This window comes from Paraburkholderia acidiphila (assembly GCF_009789655.1).
GTDB classification, from domain to species: Bacteria; Pseudomonadota; Gammaproteobacteria; order Burkholderiales; family Burkholderiaceae; genus Paraburkholderia; species Paraburkholderia acidiphila.
Genome location: NZ_CP046910.1, coordinates 1,038,854 through 1,053,025, shown reverse-complemented (window position 1 = coordinate 1,053,025; position 14,172 = coordinate 1,038,854). Strand labels below are relative to the sequence as shown.

11 protein-coding genes are annotated in these 14,172 nt (G+C 64.7%); 8 read left to right on the top strand and 3 right to left on the bottom strand.

From position 1 onward, the window contains the following. Positions 1-181 precede the first annotated feature (181 nt). Complete coding sequence (locus tag FAZ97_RS19295; protein ID WP_233271794.1) at positions 182-1,378, top strand: LLM class flavin-dependent oxidoreductase; 1,197 nt, start codon at positions 182-184, stop codon at positions 1,376-1,378. Positions 1,379-1,420: 42 nt separating this feature from the next. Here the strand turns inward: FAZ97_RS19295 and FAZ97_RS19290 are convergent, their stop codons facing one another. Next, positions 1,421-2,785 carry an LLM class flavin-dependent oxidoreductase gene (locus FAZ97_RS19290; protein WP_158760032.1) on the bottom strand — a complete coding sequence of 455 codons (1,365 nt, stop codon included), beginning with the start codon at positions 2,783-2,785 and terminating at the stop codon, positions 1,421-1,423. 29 nt (positions 2,786-2,814) lie between these two features. Further along, positions 2,815-4,035: an acyl-CoA dehydrogenase family protein gene (locus FAZ97_RS19285; protein ID WP_158760031.1), complete on the bottom strand. Its 1,221-nt coding sequence runs from the start codon at positions 4,033-4,035 to the stop codon at positions 2,815-2,817. A 297-nt stretch (positions 4,036-4,332) separates the two neighbouring features. On the opposite strand from FAZ97_RS19285, the gene FAZ97_RS19280 reads away from it, so the two are divergent. The 4 genes from FAZ97_RS19280 to FAZ97_RS19265 all read left to right on the top strand — a co-directional run bounded on the left by FAZ97_RS19280 (position 4,333) and on the right by FAZ97_RS19265 (position 9,363). Further along, a complete protein-coding gene (locus FAZ97_RS19280) occupies positions 4,333-5,385 on the top strand; it encodes an ABC transporter substrate-binding protein (RefSeq protein ID WP_158760030.1) in 1,053 nt (350 codons plus the stop codon). A gap of 114 nt (positions 5,386-5,499) precedes the next feature. Then, on the top strand, positions 5,500-7,038 hold the full coding sequence (locus FAZ97_RS19275; RefSeq protein WP_233271793.1) for an ABC transporter substrate-binding protein: 1,539 nt from the start codon (positions 5,500-5,502) through the stop codon (positions 7,036-7,038). Positions 7,039-7,080: 42 nt separating this feature from the next. Continuing rightward, positions 7,081-8,148, top strand: coding sequence for an aldo/keto reductase (locus FAZ97_RS19270; RefSeq protein ID WP_158760028.1), 1,068 nt, complete (start codon positions 7,081-7,083; stop codon positions 8,146-8,148). Positions 8,149-8,166: 18 nt separating this feature from the next. Beyond that, positions 8,167-9,363: an acyl-CoA dehydrogenase family protein gene (locus FAZ97_RS19265; RefSeq protein ID WP_158760027.1), complete on the top strand. Its 1,197-nt coding sequence runs from the start codon at positions 8,167-8,169 to the stop codon at positions 9,361-9,363. Between the two features lie 51 nt (positions 9,364-9,414). Here FAZ97_RS19265 and FAZ97_RS19260 read toward each other — a convergent pair whose 3' ends face one another. After that, entirely contained in the window at positions 9,415-10,377 is a 963-nt protein-coding gene (locus tag FAZ97_RS19260) for a sulfonate ABC transporter substrate-binding protein (RefSeq protein ID WP_158760026.1), read from the bottom strand. Positions 10,378-10,606: 229 nt separating this feature from the next. Here FAZ97_RS19260 and FAZ97_RS19255 point away from each other — a divergent pair, with 229 nt between their 5' ends. The 3 genes from FAZ97_RS19255 to FAZ97_RS19245 all read left to right on the top strand — a co-directional run bounded on the left by FAZ97_RS19255 (position 10,607) and on the right by FAZ97_RS19245 (position 14,039). Further along, positions 10,607-11,434 (top strand): MetQ/NlpA family ABC transporter substrate-binding protein, encoded by an 828-nt coding sequence (locus tag FAZ97_RS19255; RefSeq protein ID WP_158760025.1) that lies wholly within the window; start codon positions 10,607-10,609, stop codon positions 11,432-11,434. Between the two features lie 57 nt (positions 11,435-11,491). Continuing rightward, entirely contained in the window at positions 11,492-12,721 is a 1,230-nt protein-coding gene (locus tag FAZ97_RS19250; protein ID WP_158760024.1) for a porin, read from the top strand. A gap of 142 nt (positions 12,722-12,863) precedes the next feature. Further along, positions 12,864-14,039 carry a fumarylacetoacetate hydrolase family protein gene (locus tag FAZ97_RS19245; RefSeq protein ID WP_158760023.1) on the top strand — a complete coding sequence of 392 codons (1,176 nt, stop codon included), beginning with the start codon at positions 12,864-12,866 and terminating at the stop codon, positions 14,037-14,039. Positions 14,040-14,172 lie beyond the last annotated feature (133 nt).

Sequence of the window (14,172 nt, the reverse complement as noted above, 5' to 3'; positions counted from 1 at the left end):
CAATCGTAGCAACGGCCTCTTCGCGCGCTAACCAAGCGATGCTGCTATCCATATGAACCGGCGCGCCGACCTGCGAATGCACCAGCACGCCCACTCAATTGGAAAGCAGAAAAGCTTCTTTGTTATTCGCGCGCGGCGCGTGTTTAATCGATCGATTGAACGAACAACCAAGGTGTCTGTCTTGAGCGAACCTTCCGTGGCCGAGCCGCGCACATCTTCCGCCGCTACGCCCTTCGTGCCTGTGGCCTCCCCCGCCGCCTTTCCCGAAAGCCCGGTGGCGCGCGCATTCGCGCAACCGCTGATGCTAGGCCTGTTCCTGCCGATTCAGGCTGGCGGATGGAGCGCGTCCACGCTGCCGCGCAGCACGGACTGGTCGTTCGACTACAACGCCGCGCTCGTGCAAAAGTGCGAGGCGCTCGGCTTCGATCTCGTCTTCGCCCTGTCGCAATGGCTGCCAAAAGGCGGTTATGGCGGCGTGTTCGACGGTCAAGCGCTCGACTCGTTCATGACGCTGGCGGCGCTGACCGCACGCACGGAGCGCATCATCCTGGCGGCGACAACTCATGTGCTCTACGGACCGTGGCATCCGCTGCACTTCGCGAAGTTCACGGCCACGCTCGATCACATCTCGCGTGGGCGTTGGGGCATCAACGTGGTCACGGGGCATCGCGCCGTCGAACATGAAATGTTTGGCTGGAACCGCATCGAGCACGACCGGCGCTACGAGATGGCGGCCGAATTTCTCGACGCCGTGCAGCAGTTGTGGGCGCAACCGGACAACTTCAGTTTCGAGCCGGAACTTTCGGCATGGCGGCTGCAGGGCGCGTTCGTGACGCCCAAGCCGCGCTATGGCCGCCCGCTGCTCATCAATGCAACGGGCTCCGACGCGGGCATCGACTTCGCCGCGCGATACTCCGACGTGGTGTTCATCACGAGCCCTGCGGGACCGCAGATCGATCGCGCGCTGGAGGCGCTGCCAGCGCATGTCGCGCGCGTGAAGACTGCCGCGCGTGCGTATGGACGCGAAGTGCGAACCCTGATCAATCCGATGGTGATCTGCCGCGAGACCGCTACTGAGGCGCGCGACTATCACGACGCCATCGTCGCGCACGCCGACGAGGGGAGCTTTCACCGCTTCGACAGCGACGCGCACGCCTGGCGCGGCGGTTTCGAAGATCGCGCAAAGGCGGCCTCGCGCGCCGTGGGCGGCAACATTGCGATCGTGGGCACGCCCGAGGAGGTGGCCGACAAGATCATCAAGCTTCACGCGGCAGGCATCGACGGCGTGCAGTTGAGCTTCTATGACTTTCAGCCCGACCTGGATTTCTTCGGCGAACGTGTGCTGCCGTTGCTGAATGAGGCCGGGCTGCGCCGCTGAATGGCGGGCTTGCGGCGCGGGAAGCGCCGCGTATGCGTGGCTTCAGGCGCGCTGAAGTTCTGTGCCTGCCGCCGCCTCGCGAACGCCCGGCCGTTCGAGCCCGAGATGCGAGCGCAAGGTGTTGCCCTCGTATTCGGTTCGAAAGAGTCCACGCCGCTGCAGGATCGGCACCACGCCATTCACGAACGCTTCCAGGCCGTCCGGCAGCGCGTCGGGCATGAGGTTGAAGCCGTCGGCGGCCCCGCCCTTGAACCAGCGCTCGATATCGTCGGCGATCTGCTCCGGAGTGCCAACGATCACGCGATGCCCGCCGCCGCCCGCGAGCGAGCGGATCAGCTCGCGCACCGTGTGGCCGCCTCGCCGCGCCTCGGCGATCGTCGCATGAAAGAACGTGTGGTTGCCGTTGCCGCCGCCCGGCAGCGCGAGGTTCTCCGGCAAGCGCGCGTCGAGCTCGAGCTGATCGGGCGCGAGACCCAGCGTGCCGGCAAGACGCGTGAGGCTGTAGCGCCAGGGGATCTGCTCGACGAGTTCGTCGCGCCGCCGCAATGCTTCGGCCTCGGTCGCGCCGATAATGGTGGTGAGGCCCGCCAACACCTGCACGCCCTGGGTTCGACCGTAGGCGGCGGCGCGTGCATTGAGATCGCGCCGGTACGCCGCCGATTCCTCGAACGATTGCGATGCGGAAAAGACGGCCTCCGCGTGACGCGCCGCGAGATCGCGGCCGTCGCCCGAACCGCCCGCCTGCACGAGCACGGGATGGCCCTGCGGCGCACGCGGAAGATTCAGCGGCCCCTGCACCTTGAAAAAACGCCCCTCGTGCGCAACAGGCCGCACCTTCGTTACGTCGATGAAGCGGCCGCTTGCCTTGTCGCCAACGAAGGCATCGTCATCCCAGCTATCCCAGAGTGCCTTGACGAGTTCCGTGAACTCCGCGGCGCGCGCATAGCGTTGCGCGTGATCGGGCACCGCGTCGTGGCCAAAGTTGCGCGCCGAGGGCAGATCGGCGGTGGTCACGACATTCCAGCCCGCACGGCCACGGCTCACATGATCGAGCGTGGCGAAGCGGCGTGCGATGTTGTACGGCTCGTTGTAGCTCGTCGAAGCCGTGCCGATCACGCCAATGTGCGTGGTCGTTGCCGCGATGCTCGCCAGCAGCACAGTGGGCTCGAGCGCCGTGATCGGACGAAAGTCGATCTGGTCGATGATCGCGGCATTGTCGGCGAGAAACACCGCATCGAACTTCGCGCTTTCTGCGAGTTGCGCGACGCGCACATAGTGCCCCACGTCCACGAATGCGCGAGGATCGGCATCGGCCAGACGCCAAGCCGATGGCACGAAGCCCGAATGCAGGATATTGACGTTCAGATGCAGCTGGCGCGACGCTTCGGTCGCCGAAGTTCGGCTCATCTCGTGGCCACTCCCTCGAATCGTGGTTTTCAGAATACGCGGCCTTCGGTGAGGTGCGTCGTCACGCCGTTCAGGGCGTAGTCGCCCACCACGCGCGCCTTGTGCAGCAGCGGGTTGTGACTGAAGATCGTGCGCAGGTTGCGCCAGTGCCGGTCGAAATTGTGCGCTCGCGAAGTGGCCGAAGCGCCACCCGCTTCGAACAGGCGCTCGGCCGCTTCGAGCGCGAGCTTGCTGACCACGAGTTGCGTGCGCGCCGTGGCCAATGCGCCTTCCAGCACGAGCGCATCGGCGTCTGGCGCACCCGCGCGAATCGCTTGTGCCGATCGGTCGAGCGTGCGGGCGTTCTCGCGCACGAGCGCGTCGATCGCATGGCTATGCGCGGAGAGCGTGCCGACGACCTGCTGGATAAACGCATCTTCGCGCGCGGAGGGCGCCGTGCTGTGCAATACGGGGCGCCCGTGCTCCAGCACGTAGCGCTTCGCATCGGCGACCACATTGCGAACGATGCCCGCTGCGACCGCCACCAGATGGAGTTGGCGCAACGCGCCGCCATGACGGCCCGCGAGCGTGGCGAGGCCCCGTTCCGTAATCTCGTCGGTCTTTACCAGCAGATTCTCGAACACGAGACTGCCGCTCGCCGTCATGCGCTGCCCCATGCCGTCCCAGTCGTCGAGCACCGTGAGGCCTTCGCGCCGCACCGGCACGATCGCGACGACCGGCTGACCCTCGTCGTTGAGCACGCTCAGGCGCGCGTAGTCGGAAAAGGCCGTACCGGTCGAATAGTATTTGCGGCCGTCGAGCCGATAGTGCTCGCCGTCTCGCCTGAGCGCCGTGGTGTATTCGCCCGGACGCGACGTGCCCAGCTCGGTCGAAGCGCCGCCGAAAATGGCGCCGTCAATCACGCGCTGAATCTGCAAATCGTTGAATGGCGTGCGCGCCGAGAGTAGCAGCGCCTCGGTCTGGTCGTAGTGGATCCGCAGCGCGTGCGCGAGATTGCTGTCGGCGGCGGCCAGCGTCGCAACGACGTCGAATTCGTCCACGAGCGAGCCGCCCAGACCGCCCCACTCCACGGGCAACCGAAGGCGCCCTAGCCCCGAGCGGCGAAACGCATTGAAGCCCTCGATAGGCAATTCGCGGCGCCCTTCGCGCGCCGCCGCTTCTTTGCCGATTTCGTTCGCGAGCGATGGCAAGTTGGCGAGCGCATCCTGCAACGACAAACCGGGCGGAAATTGAGTGGGAAGAGCGGACATTGAGTTTTCCTTTTTGTCGGGTCTCAAGGCGTATTGCCAAAAAGGAAAAGTATAGGGAGCGCCTTGCCTGCGACTAACCACGCAATTCGTATTTTGTTATTCGCCTGTCTGCGTTGGCCTGCATTACGCGCATTCGAACAGCATCACCATGCGGGCAAAGCAAATCACGCTCGCACGCGGACCTATTTCACGATTCGTTCTTTGACCACGCGCCGAGCGTTTGCCGATAATCGTCTGCTCCATGCTGCCCGCGCAGACGCTGTGCGCCGAGCGCCCATTCGCGACCGAGGAATCTTCATGACGCTTCTCTGGTACACCCGTTGCCCCGCGCCCACGCCATTCGGCATTGCCGCGCAACAAGGACTGCTGCAGGAGGAATTCGCTGCCGATGGCATCGAGGTGAAGGCGTTGCAGGAGGCCGCCGATCCGGTCATCCGCCGCTCGCACTTCACGCATACGCAGCCGTGGTCGTTTCGTCAGGGCGGCAACATTCCCGCGCTATGGGCGCGAGCGCAAGGCAGCGACACGCGGCTCATCGGCGTAAGTTGGGTCGACGAGTTTCAGGCGCTCATTACGCTCGATCCGAAACTTGCGCCCGCACGCGCCTCGCTCGCAGGGCGTCGATTCGGATTGCCGATCAATAGCGGTGCCGAAGTAGTCGATTTTCATCGCGCCACTGCGCTGCGCGGCTTTCACACGCTGCTCGAAGCCATCGACGTCTCGCCTGACGATGTCGAGCTGGTGGATCTGCCGCACGCGCCTCGCGGTCTCGCGCACGCGAAACCGGATGAATCCGTACCGCTCGCCGAATGGCTCGATGCGCAGCGCGCTCACGAATTCTCGCGCGAGGCGGCGGCGCTCCTGCGCGGCGAAGCCGACGTGGTGTTCGTCAAGGGCGCGACGGGCCTCGACATCGCCAACGTGATCGGTGCGCGCGTGCTGGTCGACATCGGCGCGCATCCCGATCGCCGCGCGCACGCGAACAACGGTACGCCGCGCCCGCTCACAGTCGACGCGCAACTCCTGCGCGAGCGTCCCGACCTCGTCGAGCGCGTGCTCGCACGCACGCTCGATGTCGCCGCGTGGGCGGGCGCGCATCCCGGCGAGGTCACGCGCTACGTCGCGCGCGAGGTGCGTAGCGCGGAGCACTGGGTGACGCGTGCGTATGGCGCTGGCTTGCACAGGCAACTGGCAATCGGGCTCGATGCCGGGGCGCTCGATGCGCTCGCGCACTTCAAGCGCTTTCTCTTCGAGCACGGTTTTATCGCAGCCGATTTCGATTTCGCGCAATGGGTCGAGCCGGCGCCGCTCGAGGCGGCGCTGGCGCGACGTGCGGCGTTCGCCGGCTAACCCGTGAAGCGTGGCCCTTTACCGCTTGTGTCCTTCTGATCGCCCTTTACCTAACCGATGATTCCTTTCCTTTTGCGCACGGCGTTGCGCCGCTTTGTCCTGCTGGTTCTGGTCATGGCGAGCGTACTCGCGCACCTCGCCGCGCACGCACAAACGCACGGCGGCACGCTCAATTTCGTGGTGACACCGGAGCCAACGGCGCTCGTGGATGTTGCCACGACGGCCGTGAATGTTCTCAAGGTCAGCCCGAAAGTGATCGAAGGGCTGCTCGACTACGACTTCGATTTGAAGCCCAGGCCGCTGCTCGCCACCTCATGGGAGATCGAGGACGGCGGCCGCCGCTATGTGTTTCATCTGCGGCACGGCGTGAAATGGCACGACGGCGCGCCGTTCACGTCAGCCGACGTCGCGTGGTCGATCGACACGCTGCGCAAGGTGCATCCGCGCGCGCGCACCACCTTCGCGAACGTCACCGCGATCGCCACGCCGGACCCCTATACGGTCGTGCTGACACTCAGCGAACCGGCGCCCTGGCTGATACGCGCATTCTCGGCCTCGGAAACGCCGATCCTGCCGAAGCACCTCTACGAGGGCAAGGACGTGCTCGCCAATCCAGCTAACAACGCGCCCATCGGCACCGGTCCGTTTCGCTTCGTCAAATGGGTGCGCGGCAGCTACATCGAATATGTGCGTAACGATGACTACTGGAACGCAGGCAAGCCGTATCTGGATCGCATCATCGTGAAGATCATCGCCGATCCCGCTGCGCGCGCGGCGGCGTTCGAGGACGGCTCGGTCGATCTCGCCGGCGATACGCCCGTGCCGCTGGCCGACCTCGATCGCCTCAAGGCCAACCCGAAACTCGGTATCGAAACGCGTGGCTACGAGTTCCAGGCGGGCGTGGCGCGTATCGAGTTCAATCTCGACAATCCCGTGCTCAAGGCATTGAAGGTGCGTCAGGCGATTGCCTCGGCGATTGATCGCGAAGTCGTTCGCAGGGTCATCTACTACGGCTACGCGACGCCCACTGCGAGCCCGCTGATGCCGTCGAACCCCTACTACGACGCTGCCCCCACGCCCTACCCGTTCGACGTGGCGCGTGCGAACCGTCTGCTCGACGAGGCCGGTTATCCGCGCAAGCCGGACGGCACGCGCTTCGCGCTCACGCTCGATCCGCTGCCGATTGGCGACCTGCCCGCGCGTACGGGCGAGTACATCAAGTCAGCACTCGCGCGCGTGGGGATCGCCGTGACGATCCGCAATCAGGATCTCGCCGCCTATTTGAAGCGCGTCTATACCGACCGGCAATTCGATTTCACCGTGAATGGCATGAGTAATCTGTTCGATCCGGTGGTCGGCGTAGCGCGTTTATATACGACCGACAACTTCCGCCCTGGCGTGCCGTTCACGAACGGCTCGCACTACAGCAACCCGCAAATCGACAGCCTGTTTGCGCAAGCCGCGCGAGAAAGCGACGAAACGAAGCGCAAGCAGCAGTTCGCGCAAATCCAGCGTATTCTGGAACGCGATTTGCCTGACCTGAATCTCGTCTCGCCGCAGTGGGTCACGCTCGCCGCGAAGCGCGTGCACGACCACTCCATTTCACCCGACGGCACGGCCGCGAGTTTCGCCGATGTCTGGATTTCGCGGTAAGCGCGCGCACGTCGCACTGATTGCATGAACAAGGAACATTCCATGGAATACCGGCAACTTGGCCATAGCGGCCTGAAAATTTCCACGCTCACGCTCGGCACGATGATGTTCGGCGGACAAACCGACGACGCCACGGCGGAGCGCATCATCGGCGCCGCGCAGGAACAAGGCGTGAATTCGATCGACACCGCCGACGTCTATCACCAGGGCGAATCGGAGCGCGTGGTGGGCCGCCATATTGCGCGGCAACGCGACCGCTGGGTGCTCGCCACGAAGTTCGGCAACCCGTTCGACTTCTCGCCCGGCAGCGGCAGCCGCGATATCAACGCAACCGGTGCCTCGCGCAAGCACGTGAATCGCGCGGTCGAAGCAAGCCTCGCCCGCCTCGGTACCGATTACCTGGACCTCGCCTATCTGCATCGCGAGGACCACCACACCCCGGTCGAGGAAACGGTGCGCGCGCTGGGCGATCTGATCGCGGCCGGCAAGCTGCGCCACTACGGTCTGTCGAACCATCGCGCGTGGCGCATTGCCGAATTCAGCCGCGTGGCCGATTTGCTGGGCGTGCCGCGTCCCGTTGCGAGCCAGCCCCTCTATAACCTTGCCAATCGCCAGGTCGAGGCGGAGCAGCTGAGCGCCGCCTGGCACTATGGACTTGGCGTGATCTCGTACAGCCCGCTCGCGCGCGGCGTGCTGACCGGCAAGTATGAGCCCGGCGCCCAGCCCGGCGCCGACACGCGCGCGGGACGGCAGGACCGCCGCCTGAGCGAGACGGAATGGCGAGCGGAGACGATCGAACTCGCGCGGCGTGTAGAGGCCCACGCGCACGCGCGCAACCTCACCGCCGCGCAGTTCGCGCTGGCGTGGGTGCTCAATAGCCGCTATATCACCTCGGCGATTGCGGGGCCGCGCACGGAGGCGCAATGGCGTGACTATCTGCCGGCGTTACAGTATCGCCTCGATGAGGATGACGAAGCATTCGTCGATTCGCTTGTGACAAGCGGCCATCCGTCGACGCCGGGATATAACGACCCGGGCCACCCGTTCTTCGGCCGCATCGTGCGCCATGGCGCTGCGCAAGACCCGCGCGCGCCGGGCGGTGAACGCTAAACGCTCAGGGAGCCCAATTTGAACGCCTTCACGCCAAACGCCGCGCTCGCGCGCGACGACGATCAGGCCGCCGCGTTGATCGCGCGCGCGGCGCTGCTCGGCCGCGCGTTTGCCGCCGTGGCCGACGAGCATGATCGCAACGCCACCCCGCCGCTCGAGCAGTTCCGCTCGTTGCGCGAAGCGGGCCTGCTGCGCGCGAATATCGCTCGCCGCGACGGCGGCTTTGGCGCCGGGCTTGCGGTGGCGCGCGCCATTGTCGGCGAAGTGGCCTATGGCGATCCGTCGGTTGCGCTGATCCTCTCGATGCATTACAGCCAGCACGCCATGATCGTGCACGACGCGCGCGAGTGCACGGGCAACTGGCCCGCCGCGCTCGCGCAACGCCTCACGCAGGCGAGCGTGGAAGGCCGCGCGCTCGTCAACGCGGCGCAGGTCGAGCCGGCGCTCGGTTCGCCCTCGCATGGCGGCCTGCCGGAAACAATCGCGCGCCGCGAAGGCGACACGTGGCGGATTAGCGGTCACAAGCTCTATGTGACGGGCGCGCCCCTGCTTACGTGGATCAACGTCCTCGCACGCACCGACGAGCCCGAGCCGCGCCTCGGCCATTTCCTCGTGCCCCGCGAGGCGGCCGGCGTGCGCGTGGTGGAGACCTGGGACCCGCTCGGCATGCGCGCGAGCGCGAGTCACGATGTCGTGTTCACCGACGTGGCGATCGCCTTCGACGATGTTGTCGGCTTGCGGCCGGCCCATCTCGGCGTGCAGCGCGATCCGCACGCCACGGCGTGGTACTTCAGCCTGGTCGGTACCGTCTACGACGGCGCGGCGCGCGCGGCCCGCGACTGGCTGCTCGCCTTCCTTAACGAGCGCAAGCCGGCCGCACTCGGGGGCGCGGCGCTGGCTACCGTTCCCATCGTGCAGGAAAGCATGGGGCGCATCGAGATGCTGCTGGCCAGCAACGACTGGCTGCTGCGCACGCATGCCGAGGCGATCGACGCAGGCAACGCGCCCGCCGAGCTATCCGCCCTCGTCAAGCATAACGTGGTGGACAACGCCATTCAGGCCGTGGAGATCGCGCTCGAACTCGCGGGCAATCATGGGATTGCGCGGCACAATCCGCTCGAACGCCATCACCGCAACGTGCAGTGCGCGCGCATTCACGCGCCGTCCAATAGTTTGCTGCGGAGCATGGCGGCGCGCCGCGCGTTGGGCTTGTGAGAAAACCCCGGCGCGCGAGTCGCGGCCGGGGTTGAAATGCAATACCGGGTGCTAGACGATGCCCGGCGCCGCCGCTTCCAGCACGTTCACGCGCTTCGGAATCAGCTTCAGGTCGAAGAACGTATTGGCGATCTGCTGCTGCTCGGCCAGAATCGCTTTCGTGATCGGGCCCGTACCGAACTGCACGCGTGCAATAGCCTCGCTGGCCGCAGCGTTCGGCAGGCCCCACAACTGCGCGAGCTGGCTGGCGAGCGCGGCCCGGTTGGCCTGCCCCCACTGGTCGATCTGGCTCAATTCGTCGATGAGAATCTTGATGACATCCGGGTTCTGCTTCGCGTAGCCGAGCGACGAGAAATAGTAGGCGCGATTGCCAACCACGCCGCTGGCGTCGGCGAGAATGCGCGCGTCGAGGGTCTTTTGCGCGGCGGCGAGGAACGGGTCCCAGATTACCCACGCATCGATGGAGCCGCGCTCGAACGCCGCGCGCGCGTCGGCGGGCGCGAGGAATACGACTTTCACATCGCCGTACTGAATGTTGTGCGCTTGCAGCAGCTTCACGAGGAAATAGTGGACGTTGCTGCCGCGATTGAGCGCGATGGTCTTTCCCTTGAGATCCGCCACGCTGCGTATGGCTGAAGCGTGCGGCACGAGCACCGCTTCCGACTGCGGGCGGGGCACCGTGGCCGCGACGTAGGCGAGCGGCGCACCGGCTGCCTGCGCGAAGATGGGGGGCGCTTCGCCCACGTCGCCAAAGTCGATCGAACCCACGTTGAGCGCTTCGAGTTGCACCGGGCCTGCGTCGAACTCTGTCCAGGTAACGGAGACCCCAAGCGGCGCGAGCCGCTTTTCGAGGGTTCCACGTCCTTTCAAAAGAGTGAGATAACCTTTCTGATTCCCTATGCGCAATGTTCGCGCCGCATTGGCCGCGCGCACGGGACCCGCGCTGAGCACCGGCAACGCGGCGAGCGCAGCGGCTCCCGCTGAAATTCGAATGAAGTGACGACGTGCGTTCATGCTCGGCTGCCTCGGTGTGAGATCGACGGTGAATAAGGCAAAAAGCCGATGTTATAAGCCGCGCGGCACAGTGAAAACCATCAAATCCTGCGCTTCTAATGCTCTGCGCAGATAACCGTATTGCTTCGTGTTCCATGTCGCCAGGCGATATGTAAATCTCGATTTAATATTGGCCGCCGCAATATGCCGCAACCATAATCGGCCTTTCCCGTCCCTAAATCGAGTCATCATGATAAATCGATTAGTTATCCAAACAGTAGTTTCCACTATCGCGCTGTTTGCGCTGCAATCGCCGGCTGCGCACGCTGCCGACAGCGCCGCTCGCGTGTTGCGCGTCGGCTTTGTGCCCGGTCCTTACGCCGACGAATTCCGCGAAGGCGTCGAGCCTCAGCTCAAGCGCAAGGGCTACACGGTTCAGTACGTCAACTTCAGCACCGGGCTCGAAGCGAATCAGGCCGTATGGCACGGCGAGATCGCCGCCGACGTGATGCAGCACAGTGTCTATCTGAAGGCATACAACGATCGCAACGGCACCGATCTTGTCGGCGTCGTTCAGGTGCCGACACCGCCAATGGGCCTCTACTCCACCCGCCATCGTTCGCTCTCCGAGGTGAAGGGCGGCGCAACGGTCGCCGTGCCGAACGATCCCGTCAACCTCGAACGCGCGCTCAAGATTCTCCAGGCGGTCGGCTGGATCCGCATTCGCGAGAATCCCAACCCCGTGGATGTGTCCGAGCGCGACGTGGTTGCCAATCCCGCTGGCATTCGCATCGTCCCGCTCGAAACCGCACAGGCGCCGCGCGCACTCGAGGACGTCGATTTCGCGGCTATCCAGGGCAACTTCGCCATTTCGAGTGGACACCGTTTGACCGAAGCGCTGGCACTCGAACAGATGCGCTCGCCTTACGTGAATCAGGTCGTCGTCAAATCGGCGAACCGCAACTCAGCGGAAACCGCCGATATCGTCGCGGCTTATCGGTCGGATGAATTCCGTGCCGCGATCCTGCGCAACGAGACCTACAAGGGTTATCGCCTGCCCGATTACTTTCCGCACTAACACGTTCGATAGTGCCGCTGTTTAGTCTTGCACCCGCTTTGAAAGATGATCCCAACCATGAAAAAAACACTTCTCGCGCTCACTACCATCGCACTGTCACCCGCCGCCGCCTACGCTCAGAGCAGCGTGACGCTCTACGGTATCGTCACGGGCAACGTGACCTACACGAACAACGTTCAAACGGCCGCAACGCCCACCGGCGGCAAACCCACCGGCGGTGGCCAGGTCGCCCAGTTCGACAGCGGCACCTCGGGCCCGAGTTCGAGCCGCTGGGGCCTGAAAGGCACCGAAGACCTGGGCGGCGGCGTGAAGACGCTATTCGTGCTCGAAAGCGGGTTTAGCGTGAGCAACGGCACACTCGGCCAGGGTGGCACCCTGTTCGGCCGTCAGGCCTGGATCGGGCTCACCGCCCCCAACTACGGCACCGCTTCGCTCGGGCGTCAGTCCGACGCCGCGGTGGACTATGTGTCGCCGCTGCTCTATGCCTGGTACTTCGGTAATCTCGCGATTCATCCGGCCGACTACGACAACCTCAACTTCACGCACCGCATCAACAACGCGATCAAGTACAGTTCGGACTCCTTTGGAGGATTCCGGTTTGGCGCGCTATACAGTCTGGGCGGCATCGCCGGCAACTTCACGCAGAACCAGTACTGGTCCACGGGCTTCAGCTATACCGGGCCGAGCGTTGCGCTCGCCGCGTCGATCATCAACGCGCGCAATCCGAACAACTCGCTCTATGGGACGAATGCGAACGCGAGCGCCACGGGCAACAACCTGGGCTCGGCCGGGTCCGCCACGACGCCGGCATCGAACCCGTCCATCTCCGGATTCGCCTCCGCGCGCTCACAGCAAACGGTCGCCGTAGCCTCGACCTGGACGATCGGTTCGGCCATCCTCGGCCTTGCCTGGTCCAACACGCAATACCGCGATCTCGGCGCCACGGCCTCGCTCAACGCGCAAAACTATCACGGCACGGCCTCGTTCAATACGGTGGGTGCGAGCGTGCGTTATCAGGTCACGCCGTTCCTGCGCGTGGGCACGTCGTTCGATTACACGAATGGCGGCAACCTGAACGGCAGCGGTGGCGCGCGCTACGAGCAATGGAACCTGGGCGCCGGCTACTCGCTCTCGAAGGCCACTGAACTGTACGCAACGGCGGCGTACCAGCACGCAAGCGGCGTGGACTCGTGGGGCCGCCAGGCGGTCGCGGACATCGGCTATCTGTCGCCCTCGACAACGTCGAAACAGCTTGCGGTCTCTGCGGGTATCAAGCACCTGTTCTAGGGCGCAACACGAGCCGCCGCCCAGCCGATTCGAGCGTGGCGGCGCGCTCTTCCAGCCTGTTGGATAATGAGGCGTCCGTTTGGACGCGCACGCTCATCCGCCCTACGATGCGTGTCGCCACTCTCACACCGGAACGCCTGCCATGTCCTCAACAACCGCTTATCTTCCGCACGATCTCGACAACGCGCTGCTCGTCGGCCGCGTCTGGCGGCCCACGCCGGAGGGCGACGGCCCTTGCGTTGTGGTCGTGCGCGGCGGCATGGTCTTCGATATATCGCAGATCGCGCCCACCACGGCGGACTTGTTCGAGTACGACGATCTGCTCGATGTCGTGCGGCATACGCCAGGCGAGCCGCTCGGCACGGCCGAGGCGCTGCTGGAACATAGCCTCGCCGGCGATCGCCCCGAAGACCGCCCTTCGCTGCTCGCGCCGTGTGACCTGCAGGCCATCAAGGCTTGCGGCGTGACGTTTGCTGTAAGCCTTCTGGAGCGCGTGATCGAGGAGCAGGCCGGTGGCGATCCTGCCAGGGCGCAGGACGTGCGCGCGGAAATCACGAAGCTGATCGGCGCCGATCTTTCGAAGATCAAGCCCGGCTCCGAGGCCGCGATCAAACTGAAGGAAGAACTTCAGCGCAGGGGCGCGTGGTCGCAATACATGGAGGTTGGCATCGGTCCGGACGCCGAAGTGTTCTCCAAGTCACAGCCGATGTCTGCCGTAGGGTACGGCGCCGATATCGGCCTGCATCCCGCCTCTGCATGGAACAACCCCGAACCCGAAATCGTGCTCGCGGTGAATAGCCGTGGCGACGTGGTCGGGGCGACGCTCGGCAACGACGTCAATCTGCGCGACATCGAAGGCCGCTCCGCCCTCCTGCTCGGCAAATGCAAGGACAACAACGGCTCGTGCGCCATCGGCCCGTTCATTCGCTTGTTCGACGAAACCTTCACGCTCGACTCGGTTCGCACCACCAGCGTTACGCTGCGCGTGGAGGGGGCGGACGACGGCTTCCTGCTCGAAGGCGTGAGTCATATGCGGGAAATCAGCCGCGACCCGCTCGATCTCGTCTCGCAGGCGTGGGGCCGGCACCATCAGTATCCGGACGGTTTCATGCTGTTCCTCGGCACGATGTTCTCGCCAATCAAGGACCGCGACGCGCCCGGCGGCGGCTTTACGCATCACCTCGGCGACCGCGTCACGATCAGCGCGCCGCCGCTTGGCGGCATCGTCAACACCGTGCGGCTTTGCACCGAAATCGAACCGTGGACGTTCGGCGTGCGCGCCCTTTACGCCAATCTCGCCGAGCGCGGTCTTTTTTAAGGTGCTTTGCGGATTTCCGGGGAGAGCGTTTGGGGGGAGGCGGTAGTCGGCCAGGAAGGGACATTCAGACGTAGCAAAAACTGGTCACTCAGGTGACTGTTCTACTGCGGGCAGCGGCCGTTGCGAATTCAAA

Bases quoted from the DNA above. Each gene is read 5' to 3' on its own strand.
- FAZ97_RS19290 (WP_158760032.1), bottom strand. From the start codon at position 2,785: ATGAGCCGAACTTCGGCGACCGAAGCGTCGCGCCAGCTGCATCTGAAC.
- FAZ97_RS19260 (WP_158760026.1), bottom strand. From the start codon at position 10,377: ATGAACGCACGTCGTCACTTCATTCGAATTTCAGCGGGAGCCGCTGCG.
- FAZ97_RS19285 (WP_158760031.1), bottom strand. From the start codon at position 4,035: ATGTCCGCTCTTCCCACTCAATTTCCGCCCGGTTTGTCGTTGCAGGAT.
- FAZ97_RS19245 (WP_158760023.1), top strand. From the start codon at position 12,864: ATGTCCTCAACAACCGCTTATCTTCCGCACGATCTCGACAACGCGCTG.
- FAZ97_RS19270 (WP_158760028.1), top strand. From the start codon at position 7,081: ATGGAATACCGGCAACTTGGCCATAGCGGCCTGAAAATTTCCACGCTC.
- FAZ97_RS19275 (WP_233271793.1), top strand. From the start codon at position 5,500: ATGGCGAGCGTACTCGCGCACCTCGCCGCGCACGCACAAACGCACGGC.
- FAZ97_RS19280 (WP_158760030.1), top strand. From the start codon at position 4,333: ATGACGCTTCTCTGGTACACCCGTTGCCCCGCGCCCACGCCATTCGGC.
- FAZ97_RS19250 (WP_158760024.1), top strand. From the start codon at position 11,492: ATGAAAAAAACACTTCTCGCGCTCACTACCATCGCACTGTCACCCGCC.
- FAZ97_RS19255 (WP_158760025.1), top strand. From the start codon at position 10,607: ATGATAAATCGATTAGTTATCCAAACAGTAGTTTCCACTATCGCGCTG.